At 61.1% G+C, this 15,156-nt stretch carries 15 protein-coding genes; 10 read left to right on the top strand and 5 right to left on the bottom strand.

The window, feature by feature from the left end:
* Nucleotides 1-69 precede the first annotated feature (69 nt).
* Entirely contained in the window at nucleotides 70-1,884 is a 1,815-nt protein-coding gene (locus RLW41_RS07210; protein WP_414464066.1) for a tetratricopeptide repeat protein, read from the top strand.
* A gap of 37 nt (nucleotides 1,885-1,921) precedes the next feature.
* Nucleotides 1,922-2,818 carry a 4-(cytidine 5'-diphospho)-2-C-methyl-D-erythritol kinase gene (locus tag RLW41_RS07205; RefSeq protein ID WP_414464065.1) on the top strand — a complete coding sequence of 299 codons (897 nt, stop codon included), beginning with the start codon at nucleotides 1,922-1,924 and terminating at the stop codon, nucleotides 2,816-2,818.
* Between the two features lie 29 nt (nucleotides 2,819-2,847).
* Here RLW41_RS07205 and RLW41_RS07200 read toward each other — a convergent pair whose 3' ends face one another.
* On the bottom strand, nucleotides 2,848-3,864 hold the full coding sequence (locus tag RLW41_RS07200; RefSeq protein ID WP_013949744.1) for a polyprenyl synthetase family protein: 1,017 nt from the start codon (nucleotides 3,862-3,864) through the stop codon (nucleotides 2,848-2,850).
* A 103-nt stretch (nucleotides 3,865-3,967) separates the two neighbouring features.
* Between RLW41_RS07200 and RLW41_RS07195 the strand changes: the two genes are divergently transcribed.
* From RLW41_RS07195 to glyS, 7 genes are all read left to right on the top strand, one after another.
* Nucleotides 3,968-4,201 (top strand): DUF2007 domain-containing protein, encoded by a 234-nt coding sequence (locus tag RLW41_RS07195; RefSeq protein WP_024276492.1) that lies wholly within the window; start codon nucleotides 3,968-3,970, stop codon nucleotides 4,199-4,201.
* Nucleotides 4,188-4,991 carry a tRNA1(Val) (adenine(37)-N6)-methyltransferase gene (locus tag RLW41_RS07190; RefSeq protein WP_024276491.1) on the top strand — a complete coding sequence of 268 codons (804 nt, stop codon included), beginning with the start codon at nucleotides 4,188-4,190 and terminating at the stop codon, nucleotides 4,989-4,991. The genes RLW41_RS07195 and RLW41_RS07190 overlap by 14 nt, the downstream gene beginning before the upstream one ends.
* A 93-nt stretch (nucleotides 4,992-5,084) precedes the next feature.
* Nucleotides 5,085-5,918 (top strand): S49 family peptidase, encoded by an 834-nt coding sequence (locus RLW41_RS07185; protein ID WP_414464064.1) that lies wholly within the window; start codon nucleotides 5,085-5,087, stop codon nucleotides 5,916-5,918.
* Between the two features lie 18 nt (nucleotides 5,919-5,936).
* Entirely contained in the window at nucleotides 5,937-6,143 is a 207-nt protein-coding gene (locus tag RLW41_RS07180; protein WP_414464063.1) for a hypothetical protein, read from the top strand.
* Between the two features lie 184 nt (nucleotides 6,144-6,327).
* Entirely contained in the window at nucleotides 6,328-7,275 is a 948-nt protein-coding gene (locus RLW41_RS07175; RefSeq protein WP_414464062.1) for a glycine--tRNA ligase subunit alpha, read from the top strand.
* Nucleotides 7,272-7,793 (top strand): hypothetical protein, encoded by a 522-nt coding sequence (locus RLW41_RS07170; protein WP_414464061.1) that lies wholly within the window; start codon nucleotides 7,272-7,274, stop codon nucleotides 7,791-7,793. Before RLW41_RS07175 ends, RLW41_RS07170 begins: the two co-directional genes overlap by 4 nt.
* Nucleotides 7,794-7,935: 142 nt before the next feature.
* Entirely contained in the window at nucleotides 7,936-10,167 is a 2,232-nt protein-coding gene (glyS, locus tag RLW41_RS07165; RefSeq protein WP_414464060.1) for a glycine--tRNA ligase subunit beta, read from the top strand.
* A gap of 81 nt (nucleotides 10,168-10,248) precedes the next feature.
* Here glyS and RLW41_RS07160 read toward each other — a convergent pair whose 3' ends face one another.
* The 4 genes from RLW41_RS07160 to RLW41_RS07145 all read right to left on the bottom strand — a co-directional run bounded on the left by RLW41_RS07160 (nucleotide 10,249) and on the right by RLW41_RS07145 (nucleotide 14,442).
* Nucleotides 10,249-10,533, bottom strand: a complete 285-nt coding sequence (locus RLW41_RS07160) for a hypothetical protein (protein WP_409561205.1) — start codon at nucleotides 10,531-10,533, stop codon at nucleotides 10,249-10,251.
* A 190-nt stretch (nucleotides 10,534-10,723) separates the two neighbouring features.
* Nucleotides 10,724-12,625, bottom strand: a complete 1,902-nt coding sequence (locus RLW41_RS07155) for an ABC-F family ATP-binding cassette domain-containing protein (protein ID WP_414464059.1) — start codon at nucleotides 12,623-12,625, stop codon at nucleotides 10,724-10,726.
* 39 nt (nucleotides 12,626-12,664) lie between these two features.
* Complete coding sequence (locus RLW41_RS07150) at nucleotides 12,665-13,015, bottom strand: DUF3147 family protein (protein ID WP_409561203.1); 351 nt, start codon at nucleotides 13,013-13,015, stop codon at nucleotides 12,665-12,667.
* A complete protein-coding gene (locus RLW41_RS07145) occupies nucleotides 13,015-14,442 on the bottom strand; it encodes a DUF4339 domain-containing protein (RefSeq protein ID WP_414464058.1) in 1,428 nt (475 codons plus the stop codon). Before RLW41_RS07145 ends, RLW41_RS07150 begins: the two co-directional genes overlap by 1 nt.
* A gap of 239 nt (nucleotides 14,443-14,681) precedes the next feature.
* Between RLW41_RS07145 and ndk the strand changes: the two genes are divergently transcribed.
* Nucleotides 14,682-15,104 carry a nucleoside-diphosphate kinase gene (gene ndk, locus RLW41_RS07140; RefSeq protein ID WP_409561201.1) on the top strand — a complete coding sequence of 141 codons (423 nt, stop codon included), beginning with the start codon at nucleotides 14,682-14,684 and terminating at the stop codon, nucleotides 15,102-15,104.
* The last annotated feature ends 52 nt before the right edge of the window (nucleotides 15,105-15,156 follow it).

Below are 15,156 nucleotides of genomic sequence, written 5' to 3'. Positions count from 1 at the left end.
TGCGATATCTTTGCTAGGCTCGCCGCCGCAGGAATCGAATTGGCTTCCGGCAGCAAAGGGAAAAAGTCGATGCGGGGACTCCTCGGGCGTGGGCTGAGTGTATGCCTAGTAGCGGTCGCTCTGACGGTTGCCGGGTTTTTCAGCGAGGCTCCGGCCCGCTCGCAAGACCAGGAACCTGGTCAGGACGAAGTTTCAAATTCCATTCTCGGCAACTACCTCGCGGGACGTTTCGCGCGCGCAGCGCAGGACACCGAAGAAGCCGCTGAATTTTACGGCCGCGCCCTTGAGCGTGATCCGGACAACGAGGTGCTGCTCGAGCAGGCCTTCCAGATGGAAACGATGTCCGGCGACTGGCCGAAGGCCATTCCGCTTGCGGAGCAACTCTCTGCCTCGCAGGGCTCGCATCGCATGTCGCAGTTCCTTCTCGGCGTCACTGCGTTCAAGGCCGGTGACTACAAGAAAGCCGAGGAGCGTTTCGCAGCAGCATCCGAAAACCCGATTGGCGAACTCACCAGCGCAATTGCCATCGGCTGGACGCGTCTCGCCGCCGGAGATACGGACGGCGCGTTGAAGGCGCTCGATCTTCCCAAGCAGCCGGACTGGGCGCAGTTCTATCTGCGCTATCACCGTGCGCTGATCGCCGATATCGCCGGCCGCAAAGCTATCGCGCGCGCATCGTATGAAAAGGTTTTCCGTCAGGACAGCCGCACGCTCAGAACGTCGCTGGCCTATGCTCAGTCGGCGGCCCATTACGGCGACTTCAAAACGGCGCGCATGGTCATCAATAAACAGCTCGCCAAGAGCCAGGGCGACCCACATCCCCTCGCCAAGGAGATGCTGGATACGATCAAGCAGAAAAAGAAACCGCCGTTTCTCATCGCCAATGCGACCGACGGCCTATCGGAAGTCTTCTATGGCCTGGGCGAAGCCCTGGCCGGTGAGGGCGGAGTGAGCCTGGGCACGATTTATCTGCAGCTCGCGCTCGACGCCAAGCCCGATCACATCTTTGCACTCGCTGCGCTCGCCAACGCGCAGGAAGCTGTGAAGCGCTACGACGAGGCGCTGCAAACGTACGACAAGATCCCCAAAGGCACGCCGCTGCAGAGCGCGATCGACATTCGCCGTGCGTTCGATCTGAACTCGCTCGACAAGACGGACGAGGCCAAGGCAATTTTGGTCAAGCTGTCCGAGGAAAATCCGAAAGACGTTCGGCCATTGGAAGCGCTCGGCAATATCATGCGTGCGCGCAAGGATTATGCCGGCGCCGTCACGTATTTCACCAAGGCGCTCAAGGTCATCAACAAATCCGACCCGCGCAACTGGGGCTACTTCTATGCCCGCGGCACGTCCTATGAGCGGCTGAAGAACTGGCCCGCCGCCGAAGCGGATCTGAAGCGTGCTTTAGCGCTCGCTCCCGACCAGCCTCTCGTTCTGAACTATCTCGGCTACTCCTGGGTCGATCAGGGTAAAAACCTGAAAGAGGGCACGCGCCTGATCGAGAAGGCCGTGCAACTCAAGCCGGACGATGGCTACATCGTCGATAGTCTTGGCTGGGCGCACTACAAGCAAGGCAACTTCAAGGAAGCCGTCCGCTATCTGGAGCGCGCCGTTGAGATCAAGCCGGAGGATCCGACCCTGAACGATCATCTGGGCGATGCCTTCTGGAAGGTCGGCCGCGAGCGCGAAGCGCGCTTCCAGTGGGCGCAGGCTTTGTCGCTCGACCCGGAGCCGGAGGACGTCGATAAGATCAAAGCCAAGCTTGAACGCGGTCTGGATTCGAAGGGCGAAGCCAACGCGTCCGGCAAGACGCGTCAGGTTCAAACCGAGACATCGCGCCGACGCAGCGAAAACAAGACAGGAACTTCCGGCCGAGCAGTTGAGTAGTAACTGCGCGTCAATATTAATCGTAGAAGACGGGCGCTTGAGCGCCCGTTTTCGTATCGTGGAATGCATGTCGAAATTGGAATTCGCACCAGCCAAGATCAATCTAACGCTTGAAGTCTTAGGGCGCCGTTCTGATGGCTATCATGAGCTGCGCAGCCTCGTCGCCTTTGCGGCCGACGTCGGCGATCGCCTGACGCGCGAAGCTGGCCCCACGTCTAAAACCGAAATTACCGGACCGTTCGCAGCTGGCCTCGGCGATGGCAATCTTGTCGATGAGGCCGCCGCGGCGATCTCGCGCTTAGTGCCGGATTTCGTCGCCGGTCGTCTGACATTGGAGAAAAATCTCCCTGTCGCGAGTGGCATTGGTGGCGGATCGGCAGACGCGGCCGCGGCGCTGCGCCTTCTCAGTGCCAGCCGTTCCGACTTGGTATCGCGTGATCTTACTGACATCGCCCGCGCACTTGGCGCAGACGTTCCGGTCTGTCTGAAAAGCCAAAGCGCCGTGATGACGGGAACTGGCGAAAACATCGCCGATATCGTCCTGCCGGCCGAGCTTTACGCCGTGCTCGCCAATCCTCTCGTTGAGGTGCCCGCTAAGAAGACGGCCGAAGTTTTTCGCCTTCTCAATGCCGGGCCATTGCCCGCAGATCTGGCGCCGGAAAATCCGCCGATGTTCTCAAGCATCGGCGACGTGATCCGTTACGCGGCTTTGCGCGGCAACTCACTCGAAGCGCCTGCGCGCCGGCTTTTTCCCGAAATCATCAACGTGCTGTCGGAACTCGCGAAGCTGCCGCGGTCGCGGGTCGCGCAATTGTCCGGCGCTGGTCCGACGTGTTTCGCTCTGTTCGAATCCGAATCCGCGGCGCAGACGGGCGCGCGTATGCTCAAGACGCGCCAGCCAAACTGGTGGGTCGCAGCCTCAAGGTTGACTTGAGGCCACTGGCCGCCGCGTTCGAGCACCGATCAGTGTGAACGGCCGATACAGAACTCGATGACTTGTTCGAGCGCGTCTTTTTCGCGGCTTTCCGGGAAGATCGCCAGCGCGTCACGCGCAATTGCGCCATACGAACGCGCCCGCTCGAACGTCGCCTCGATCGCCTTGTGACGGCGCATCAGGCTGATCGCATGCTCCAGATCGCCGTCGGTGATGTTGCCCTCGGCAATCGTCCGGTTCCAGAATTGTCGCTCATCGTTCGATCCCCGCCGGAACGACAGGATGACGGGCAGCGTGATCTTGCCTTCGCGGAAATCGTCGCCGACCGACTTGCCGAGCCGCGTGCTGTCGCCCGCGTAGTCGAGCGCATCATCGACGAGCTGGAACGCCAGCCCGAGATTTTTGCCGTATGATCGCAGCGCCGCCTGCTCTTCGGTTGGTCGCTGCGTCAGCGCCGCGCCGGACTCCGCCGCCGCCGAGAAGAGCGCCGCCGTCTTGGAATTGATGATCGTGAGGTAGTCGTCTTCCGTCGTCGACGTATTCTTCGCCGCCGCAAGCTGCATCACTTCGCCTTCGGCAATCGTCGCCGCGGCATTCGACATGATGCGCAACACCGAAAGCGATCCGACGTCGACGAACATCTTGAAGGCCTGGCCGAGCAGAAAATCGCCGACGAGCACGCTCGCCTGGTTGCCCCAGATCATTCGCGCGGTTTTGCGTCCGCGCCGCGTCGCACTTTCGTCAACGACGTCGTCATGCAGCAGCGTTGCGGTGTGCATGAATTCGACAGCCGACGCCGTGCGGATGTGGCCGTTGCCCGTGTAGCCGCACAGTTTCGCCGCCGCGAGCGCCAGCATCGGCCGCAGCCGCTTGCCGCCGCTGTCGATCAGGTGGTGCGCGAGTTCCGGGATCATGTCGACATCGGACACGGCCTTGTCGAGGATGATGCGATTGATCGCTTCCATGTCATCGGCCACGAGATCGAGAAGCGGCTGCAGCTTCTGGCTCGTTTCGCGGACGTCTTCGAGCGGTATTACGCGACCCAAGGTGGCCCCCAATGTTCTAGACCATGCTAATATAGGCAGTCGTCTTTAGACCGTCACGCGGCATCGGGCGTGGCAAAAATTATCGTTCATTTTGGGAATTGCCATGCGCGAGTTAATTTTGACGAACGACCTTGTGCTTATCAGTTATGTCGAGGCTCTGCTCGCAGGCCAGGGCATCGAAGCGGTCATATTTGATCGAAATATGAGCTTGATGGAAGGGTCAATCGGAGCATTCCCGCGACGTCTTGTCGTCACGGACGACGATTGGAACAAGGCAAGTCGGGTTCTGAGGGAGGCCGGACTTGGTGAATGGGTCGTGGACCATGAGCGTGCTTGAGACAGATCTGCCGCAAAGCGAAAACGTCAGTGAGGACCTGTTTCTTGGCGATGCGTTGACTGTGCATCAGCCGCGAAGCGGTTATCGCGCTGGGACCGACGCGGTACTACTGGCCGCCACCTTGGCTCCGGAATTGGTTGGTGAAGAGACGGTTTTGGACGTCGGCTCGGGGGTCGGCGTCGTCGGGCTGTGCGTGGCGGCACGTTGTCCCGGCGCCAGGGTCGTTCTGCTCGAACGCGAGCCAAAACTCGCGGCGCTTGCCCGCCACAATGTTGACCACAACAACTTGAGCGCACGCGTATCGGTTGTCGAAACGGATATTTCGCGCGCAACAGGTGCGTTGGATGCCGCCGGAATTGCGTCCGAAACATTCGCCTTTGTGCTCGCCAACCCGCCCTACCACGAAGCCGGACGCAGCACCGCGGCGGGAAACCATCTTCGCGCCGCCTCCCATCAGATGCCGCAGGACGCACTGGAAATTTGGGCGCGGTTCATGAACCGAATGGCCGCTCCTGGAGGCCGCGCCGCGATGATCCATAAAGTGGAGGCACTCCCGCGCATTCTCTCGGCTTTCGAAGGCCGGTTTGGCGGCGTGAACATCTTGCCCATTTATGCGCGCACGGACGAACCGGCCATCCGTGTGATCGTTTCCGGCATCAAAGGCAGCCGCGCTCCGATCTCGATCAAACCAGGACTCATATTGCATGGACCCGATCAGGCGTTCCTGCCTGAAATCGAAGCCGTTTTTCGCCACGGCGCAGCGCTGCCGTCGCAAATTGGCGGCCGATAGCCACTGGCAGCAGGTCCGTGATTGCACTAGACAATCCGCTCTTCATGTCGCGCAAACCAATCCTCCCAAAGTCGCCCGCAGGAGTTTGAATTTATGTGGCCGTTTTCGCGCACGCCCGTCGTTCCAGTTCTTCGCTTCAGTGGCCCGATCGGCATGGCGACGCCGCTACGGCCTGGACTGTCGCTTGCGAGCTATGCCGCCGCCATCGACAAGGCGTTCTCGCTGTCGAAGCTTCCCGGCGTTGCGGTGGTCATCAATTCGCCGGGCGGATCGCCGGTGCAGTCCAACCTGATCTTCAAGCGTCTTCGTCAGTTGGCTGCCGAAAAAGACAAGAAAATCTATGTTTTCTGCGAAGACGTAGCGGCATCGGGCGGATATTTTCTCGCCATTGCGGGTGATGAAATCTATGCCGACCCATCCTCGATCGTGGGCTCCATCGGCGTCGTATCGCGCAGCTTCGGCTTCGTCGAGCTGATCGACCGGATGGGTGTCGAACGCCGCGTCTACACGGCCGGAGCCAATAAAAACCAGCTCGATCCTTTCCTGCCCGAGGATCAAGATGACATCGCGCGCCTGAAAGCCATCCAGAAGGACGTGCACGACGTCTTCATCGGCCTCGTCAAGGAACGCCGCGTAGGCAAGCTCAAAGCCCCAGATGACGAGCTTTTTTCCGGCGCCTTCTGGTCGGCGGCCAAAGCGGTTGAATTTGGCCTCATCGACGGCATAACAGACATCCGTTCGAAGATGCACGAGGTGTTCGGAAGCAAGGTGCGGCTCAAGGTCGTCGAGCCGGACCGTGCAGGGCTTTTGTCGCGCCTCCGCCGTGTGCCTGGCGCATCCGGCCTAGGCGATGGCGGTCTTGCTTTTGCCGACGATCTGGTGTCGGCTATCGAGGCGCGCACGCTCTGGTCGCGCTTTGGGATTTAGGGCCCGGAGGGCCGAGCAATGCCCCCAGTCATATTTCTAGCCGTTGTCGGTGCTGCCGGTCTGGCCGGATACCGTTTGCTATCTGCCCTGGCCCGCCAAGGCCAGGCCGTACGCAAGCAGGAAGCCCGCATGCGCCGCGCCACCGCGCCAGTCCGCGACCTCGGCAATCTCGAATGGGATGAAACGGCCGGCGTTTATCGTCCCCGCCAGCAGCGCGACAATTGAAGGCCCTGTCGCCTCCACTATCGCGTTTCCGTCCCTCGGCGTGGCACCGCAGCATTCTCGGCGCCGTGCCGTCCGTGTCCGTCTTTCGACCGGCAAGCCCGTAAAATCGCCTCAGCGATGCGTGACAAGGGGCCCTTAACGCGTATATTGCGGCCGAAAATTCAGCCGGAATGAGCCAAAAGACATGCCCCAGACGTCGGTTGCAACGAAAGCCGGACGCCTTCCCGCGTTGCGCCCTAAAGCTGCCTTCCAGGACCTGATCCTGACCCTGCAAAGCTTCTGGAGCGCCGAAGGCTGCGTCATCCTCCAGCCCTACGACATGGAAGTTGGCGCCGGCACCTTTCACCCGGCAACGACATTGCGCTCGCTCGGGCCGAAACCCTGGTCCGCGGCGTACGTCCAGCCTTCGCGCCGTCCGAAAGACGGCCGATATGGCGAAAATCCCAACCGGCTCCAGCACTATTACCAGTTCCAGGTCATCATGAAGCCGTCGCCTGCGAATATGCAGGAGCTCTACCTCGCGAGCCTCGACGCCATCGGCATCGACACTGCGCTGAACGACATTCGCTTTGTCGAGGACGACTGGGAAAGCCCGACGCTCGGCGCCTGGGGTCTCGGCTGGGAAGTCTGGTGCAACGGCATGGAAGTTTCGCAGTTCACATACTTCCAGCAGGTCGGCGGCTTCGACTGCAATCCCGTAGCAGGTGAAATCACCTACGGACTTGAGCGCCTCGCCATGTACGTTCAGGGCGTCGACCGCGTCTTCGATCTGAACTTCAACGGCCGCGATGACGAAAAGCGCCTGACCTACGGCGATGTCTTCCTGCAGGCCGAGCGCGAGTACTCCCGCTACAACTTCGAGCACGCCAACACCGAGGCGCTGCTCCGCCATTTCAAAGACGCCGAAGCCGAATGCGTGGCCTTGCTTGAGGCCGGCGCCAAGAATGGTGAGGAGCACTTGCTCGCGCTCCCCGCCTACGACCAGTGCATCAAGGCGAGCCACATCTTCAACCTGCTCGACGCTCGCGGCGTGATCTCGGTCACGGAGCGTCAGAGCTACATCCTGCGCGTCCGCGAGTTGGCGAAAGCCTGCTGCGGCGCCTGGCTAAAGACAGAAGGAGGACGCGCATGAACGACACCACGCTTGGGATAATCGCTTTAGCCGTGCCGCTGATCATTATCGGCTTCTTCGCTCTTCGACGGCTGCCTTGGGTTTTCGCATTTTTCGTTGCGCTCGTTGCCGTTGGCATCGGCTATCTGCACACGACTGGCGCAATAAAGGATATCGGCCACCAGGTGCGCCTAGCGCTGCCCGCTGGCATGATCCCGGAGCACAAAAAAGCTGAAGAAGCCGAGCCCGCCGAAGGCGGGGCGATGAAGGCGCTCCCGCCACCGGCCGAGCCTGCTCCAACGCCACCCGCGCCGCCTGCGTCTTCGGCTCCTGAAAGCACGCCACCAGATGGCGGTGCCATGAAGGCGCTTCCGCAGTCGACCGAGCCCGCAACGCCAGCACCGGAAGCGACGCCGTCAACGCCGTCGACGACGGAACCGGCGCCTGCTGTACCGGAAACTGCACCCGCTCCGGAAAGCAAACCGGAAGAATCCACGACGCCGCCAGCAGCTCCTGCTCCGGCGCCGACGAACCCATAACGCAACCGCTCTCCCCGTTGCGGCTTCGCGGCGGGGAGAGACACAGGGTGAGGGGGCGAAAGCAGCACCCTGCAATTCCACCCCTCACCCCACTCTTTCCTGTATGACTGGGAAAGAGCCAGTCTCGCGAGATCGATCCTGAATGTCTGAACTTCTACTTGAGCTTCTGTCGGAGGAGATTCCGGCGCGCATGCAATTGCGTGCGGCGGATGATTTGAAGCGCCTCGTCGTTGAAGGCCTGAAAGCACGCGGCCTCGACGTCGGCGAAGCGCGCGCCTTTTCGACGCCGCGCCGCCTGGCGCTCGTTATCGAGAACGTTCCTCACGGCTCGCCCGCCATTTCTGATGAAAAGAAAGGCCCGCGCGTCGGCGCGCCTGAGCAGGCTGTTCAAGGTTTTCTGAAGTCCGCCGGTCTCGCGTCGATCTCCGATGCGACCGTCGTCAAGGATGAGAAGAAAGGCGACTACTACGTCGCCAAGATCGAAAAGCCCGGCCGCGCCGCGCCCGAAATCATCGCCGAAACGGTGACGGACGTTGCCGCAAAATTCCCCTGGCCGAAGTCGATGCGCTGGGGCTCCTCGACCTTCCAGTGGGTGCGCCCATTGCAGTCGATCCTCTGCCTGCTCGGCGGCAAGGTCGTGCCGTTCGAGATCAACGGGATCGCTTCAGGTCACGAGACGCGCGGCCATCGCTTCCTCGGTCCCGGACCGTTCAAGGTCAAAAGCTTCGCCGACTATCAGGAGAAGCTCGAGAGCCATCACGTCATTCTCGATCCGGCAAAACGCGCTGCGGCTATCTCCGAGCAGGCGCACGCGCTTGCGAAAGAAGCGAAGCTCGAACTCGTCGAAGACGATGCGCTGATGGCCGAGAACGCCGGCCTCACCGAATGGCCGGTCGTGCTGATGGGCTCATTCGAAAAAGCGTTTCTTGAAGTGCCCGGCGAAGTTCTGATCACGTCTATGAAGACGCATCAGAAGTGCTTCTCGGTGCGCGATCCGAAGTCGAAGAAGCTCGCGAACAAATTCCTGCTCGTCTCGAACCTCGTCGCAAAAGACGGCGGCGCGCAGATCGTCTCGGGCAACGAGAAGGTCATTCGCGCGCGCTTGTCGGATGCGAAGTTCTTCTGGGAGCAGGACCTGAAACATCCCCTCGGCGAGATGGCAGGTAAGCTCGCTCACATCACGTTCCACGAGAAGCTCGGCAGCCAGAAAGATCGCGTCGAGCGCATCGAGCAGTTGGCGTTTGAACTCGCTGGCGCATGCGACGCCGACCCGCAAGACGCGCGCCGCGCCGCGGGTCTGTGCAAAGCCGATCTCGTGTCGGAAATGGTCGGCGAATTCCCCGAGCTTCAGGGCCTGATGGGCCGCTACTACGCCGAGCACGTCGGTACCAAACCCGAGATCGCCCGCGCGTTGGAGCTGCACTATAAGCCGAAAGGCCCGACCGATACGGTGCCGCGCGAGGATCAGGGCGACGCCGTCGCGGTTGCCGTCGCGCTCGCCGACAAGCTCGATACGCTCGTCGGCTTCTGGGCCATCGGCGAAAAACCAACCGGCTCCGGCGACCCCTATCAGCTCCGCCGCGCCGCCCTCGGCGTCATCCGCATCGTGCTGGAGAATGATCTTCGGCTCGCCCTCCGAGGTATATTGGCGAAGCACGCAGCATGGATTTTTGACTGCATAGAGGTGATTAAATTACGAAAAAAGCAAACCGTTGCTGCCTCGTTGCGCCCTACAGGCGTCAGCGCGGAGGACGCGCGGGCGATCCAAGACTTAATTGCGACTGAACATAATAAGCCTTTCACGCCCGAAGAAATCCCTGGAGTTTATCGGCAGGTGATAGGGACCGCTGATGACCTCCTCTCCTTCTTCGCCGACCGCCTCAAAGTCTTCCTCAAAGATCAAGGCAAGCGCCACGACCTGATCGACGCCGTGTTCTCGCTCGGCGGCCAGGATGACCTCGCCCTTATCGTAAAACGCGTCGAAGCCCTCGACGCATTTTTGAAAACCGACGACGGCACAAACCTGCTCGCGGGCGTCAAGCGCGCCGCAAACATCCTCTCGATCGAAGAGAAGAAGGACAAAAAATCCTACGCCGGTCCATACGACTTGGCGCTTCTCAAAGAGAAGGAAGAGATCGCGCTCGCGGCCGCCATCGAAGCGGTGAAGCAGGACACGACGTCGGCCATCCAGGTGGAAAATTTCGCTGGCGCCATGCGCGCGCTGTCGGAACTTCGCGCGCCGGTCGATGCGTTCTTCGAGAAGATCCTCGTCAACGCCGACGATAAGCAGGTCCGCGAAAACCGTCTGCGCCTCTTGTCGGAAATCCGCGCAGCGACGCTCACCGTCGCCGACTTCTCAAAAATCAGCGGCTGACATCCCATCGCAAGCGCTTCAAAAAAGTCCTCGGGTTTAAGCCCGAGGATCAGGATTACGAGGCGTGGAGGAACAACAAACTCAATGCGCGGAAATCATTGCGACCTTCGCGGGCGCGAACGGCTTCACATCGGTCTGTGAAACCGGCTGCGCCTCCGACGTAAAGAAGCCAGGGCCGTTCATGATGTGAAGCCAATGCACTGTGACGTTCGCGGCGTAAGCGAAGGTAATGATTGCAATAACGACCGCCGCGGAAAGCATCGTGACGTACGCAAGATACTCAGAAACGACCAACTTCGCGCTCGCAACACGGGCGCGCGGCGCATTCGTGCGATTGAGGGGATGGTAGACGAATTTCTGGTCCATGATCGTTCTCGCTTGCGCAGTACGCGGGGGAAATGGGGGGAGCACTTAGCCTGCGCGTTCCATTGAACTTCTGGATCGTGAAATGGGTTCCGAAATTCGTTTCGTCCAGATGTGGATAGGCGCGGCGATTTCGCAAAATCGCCCATCTTTTTCGAATCGCACTGAAAAATTGGGGTGCTAGCTGCTTGGCCTACGCCTCCGCGGCGGCCGAAGCTTCTTCATAGGCTTCCGTGGCCTCCAGCCAGGCATCCTCGGCGGCCTGCAGGTCGCGGGCGAACTGGCCGCGCTGCTGGGCGGCCGCCTGCGCTTTTTGCGGGTTGGAGGAATAAATCTCCGCGTCGCCCAGGAGCGCATCAAGCGCCGCAATCTCCTTCGCCAGCTTATCGACGTGCTTTTCGGCCGCCTGCATGGCTTTCTTGAGCGGCGCCAACTCGGCCCGCTTTTCGGCGGCGGCCCGGCGTTGATCCGTACGCGACGTCCGCGCATCGCTTCCGTTTTCGTCGCGCCGTTCTGACGTTCGCGCCCCACGCTCTTCGAGCAGCAACGCGCGATAGCTTTCCATGTCGCCGTCGTAAGGCTTCACCGTGCCGTTGCGCACCAGCCAAAGCCGGTCGGCCGTCGCCTCGATCAAATGCCGGTCGTGGCTGATGAGGACGACAGCGCCGTTGTATTCCATCAGCGCGTGAATGAGCGCTTCGCGGCTATCGACATCGAGATGGTTCGTCGGCTCGTCGAGAATGAGAACGTGCGGTCCATGGAATGCTGTCAGCGCCAACAGCAGCCGCGCTTTCTCGCCGCCCGAAAGCTTTCCGCACGCCGTATCGGCTTTGGCGGCGCTGAAGCCGAACGTGCCGAGCTTGGTGCGCCGCTGCGCTTCCGTCGCCTCCGGCATCAGTTTGACCATGTAGTCGTACGGCGTCGCGTTCGGCAGCAGGTCGTCGAGCTGATGCTGCGCGAAATAGCCGACGTCGATTTTCTGCGCGCCGAAAACCTCGCCCGACAACGGCTTCAGCCGCCCCGCGATCAGTTTCGCGAGCGTCGATTTACCGTTGCCGTTCTGGCCCAGCAGCGCGATGCGGTCGTCGTTGTCGATGCGCAAGTCGATGCCCGACAAAATCGGATGATCGGCTTCATAGCCCGCGCTCGCTTTTTCGATCCGCAGCAGCGGACTGGCGATGATCTTCTGCGGATCGGGAAAATGAAACGGCACGACGCGATCATCGACCTGCGCCGCGATCGGCTGCATCTTGGCGAGCGCCTTGACACGGCTCTGCGCCTGCGCGGCTTTGCTCGCCTTCGCCTTGAAGCGGTCGATGAATGCCTGCAAATGCTTGCGCTGCTCGTCCTGCTTCTTCTTGAGCTTCATTTCGAGACGCTGCCGCTCGCGGCGCGTTTCCTCGAAATCGTCGTAGCCGCCCGCATAAAGCGTCAGCTTACCCTTGTCCAAATGCAGGATCTCGGTCACCGCGCTGTTCAACAGATCCCGGTCGTGGCTGACGATCAGCACCGTGTGCGGATAGCTCTTCAGATGGTTTTCGAGCCAGAGCGTGCCTTCAAGATCGAGATAGTTCGTCGGCTCGTCGAGCAGCAGGATGTCGGGCTTCAGGAACAGGATCGCACCGAGCGCAACGCGCATGCGCCAGCCGCCGGAAAATTCCCGGCACGCGCGCCGCTGCGCCTCTTCGTCGAAACCGAGGCCCGATAGAATGCGCGCCGCCCGCGCCGGTGCCGAGTGCGCGTCGATGTCGGTCAACCGCATTTGAATTTCCGCGATGCGTTCCGGATCGGTCGCGGTCTCCGCCTCGGCCAGCAGGCTCGCGCGCTCGGTATCGGCCGACAGCACCCAGTCGATCAGGCTCTCGTCGCCGCCCGGCGCTTCCTGCGCCACATGACCGAGCCGCGCATTCTTCGGAATGGAAATCGAGCCGTCGTCGGGCGCGATCTCGCCTTTCAGCAAACGCAGCAGCGTGGATTTGCCCGCGCCGTTGCGGCCGACGAGCCCGACTTTGTGGCCTGACGGAATGGCGGCTGTCGCCTGATCCAGGATCGGCCGGCCTTCGATGCGATAGGTGAGATCGTTGATATGCAGCATGGCATCGCGATAGCCGGTCCGCCGCCCGCTGTCACCGGGTCAGAGCGTAACGCCGAAGCGGGCGAGCGCTGCCGTCATCACCAGATAGGCCGCGAACGTCAGCGCCGAGGCGATGGCGAGGCTTAACCAAAAGCCGAATCCCTGCCCGAGCAACATCGGCAGCGCCAGAAACAGCACGAGAGACGGCAGCACATACCAAAAGATGCTCGTCGAAAGGCTCGCGATCTTGGCCGTATCGCCGGTCTCGCCGTAGAGCCAAATGAAAGCCAGCAGCGACGTCAACGGCAGCGAGGCAACGATGCCGCCAAAGACCGTCGAGCGCTTCGCGATTTCGGAGATTGCGACAACCAAACCCGCGGTCAAAAAAACTTTGAGCGCGGTGTAAAGCATCAGCCGGACACCACAGGCTTCAGCGTTTCGTAGAGCAGGCGGTCGCGGACAGCTTTATCCTGCACGGCCAAGTGCGCGATGAACCATTCCTGCACCATCTTGCACACTTGCTCCGGCTCGCGCTTCGCGAGCAGCGTCGGATTGGAGAACACCTGCAGGTCTTCTTCCTTCCAGCCGAGCTTGCCGAGTTCCTTGATCAGGATGTCGTAGTCGCTCTTGACCGCCGAGTCGTGCTTGACCGGATTTTTCGATCCCTCGGAGATGGCCTCGAAAATCGCGTCGGTTTGGGCGTTAAGCGCCGTCGCGGTCTCTGGATGTTCCATTGTCTGGATCACCGCCGGGCTCATCTCGCCCTTTGAGATAAAGCCGAAGCAGGCGCTGACGCTTTGCGCCCTGAGCGCCTTGAGATGATTGAGGAACGCTTCCGCGATCGCTTGCAGCTTCTCTGGGCTTGCCTCAAGGGCCTTTTCCGCATTCTGGCGGCGAAGCGTAACGAGACCCTGCGCTAAGAGCGTCGCGACATCGCTATCGGGCTTGTTGTCAGCAACGAGCTTGTTGGCCGATGAGATTTCGTTCGAATACCAATCCGGGTATTCGCGCTTGATGAGTGCCCACACCGGAACGGTCTGCAGGCGCAGATCGAGCGGCGAGCCATCAACGGCAGGCGGCGAAGGTGGGGTCGGCGATTGTGGCTCGACCGCGGCAACTTGTGTCTGCGAGGACGGCGGCGGAGAAGAAGACGCGTCCGTCGCGGATGGTGAGACCGACGACGTCGTCGTTGCGTCGGCCGGCGGCGCGGACGAAATCACGTCGTTCGTCGGTGTTGCGGACGGAGCGCTTTCATTGGACGCAGTCTGCGTCGTATCAGTGGCTGCGGGTTGGGCCGATTGATCGGCGGAAGCCGCCGCCGTCGTCGCAGTCGACGATGGATCGGATGGCGCAGCGACGACCGGCGCATTGTCCGCGGTCGTGCCATTCGAGCCGCCGACCATACCCATGATGGCGCCCCGATAATTCGTGAATGCGAACGCGCCGCCGCCAATGACCATGATCGCGACGCCGGCAAGCGCCAGCCGTTTGATGAGATTGCTGCGGTCGGGCCGAGGTGCCGCGTCGCTCTCATAGTCGATGCCACGCTGATCATGTTGCGCTGTTGCTTGCCCGTAGGACACCGCCTGTGGCTGAGCGGCTGGCGCGGACGGCGAAGCAGCGATCTGCTTCGGCTCTTGTCCGAGCGCCTCGAATGCCGTCGGAAATACGTTCGGCGCCGATTGCCATTCCGGCATTCCGGGCCGCCAGATCAGATCGCTGATACGCAGATAGTTATGCGCGACGAATGTGCGCATTTCGATATCGGTCAACGGCCCGTGCTGCTTACCGTCGCGGGCGATATACCACTGAATGTCGTTGGCCTGTGCCGTCATCATCGCTTCTTCGCACACGTAGGCATCGCTGCCTAACCCCCAGACCGTGCGCTCTTCGCCGGCCCACACTGTTCATACGTAGTTGCGCGCGTCAATCGGGCGATTATGCGGTAAAACTCCACTTTCGCGTGTGACGTGCAACCGAATGCTCTGCGGGGCGACGGTCCAGCGCTTGCTGGCGGCGGTGCGCGTCGCTATAAGCCCGCGGAACCCACATAAAATCCGTAAAGCGAGACAGACTTATGGCCATCGAACGCACGTTTTCCATCATCAAACCCGACGCCACGCGCCGCAATCTTACCGGTAAGATCAACGCCGTGATCGAAGATGCGGGTCTGCGCATCGTGGCTCAGAAGCGCGTCCGCTGGACCCGCGCCCAGGCCGAGAAGTTCTATGAAGAACACAAGGCACGGCCTTTTTACGGCGAACTCGTGGATTTCATGACCTCCGGCCCGATCGTTCTGCAGGCGCTGGAAGGCGAAAACGCCATCGCAAAGTATCGTGAAGTGATGGGCGCGACCGACCCGAAGGAAGCCGCCGAGGGCACCATTCGGAAGCTTTTCGCAGAGTCGAAGGGCTCCAATTCGACGCACGGATCTGACAGCCCGGCAGCCGCCGAGCGCGAAATTGCCTTGAATTTCCGCCTCGACGAGATCGTTGGTTAAAAATCTTGGCCGGAGCGCCGCGTGCGCTCCGGCCTCTGCAATGCCAAGGAAA

This window comes from Hyphomicrobium sp. DY-1, assembly GCF_047497105.1.
Taxonomy (GTDB): domain Bacteria; phylum Pseudomonadota; class Alphaproteobacteria; order Rhizobiales; family Hyphomicrobiaceae; genus Hyphomicrobium_B.
The sequence above is the reverse complement of the archived record's forward strand: the minus strand, read 5'-3'. Positions and strand labels throughout refer to the sequence as shown.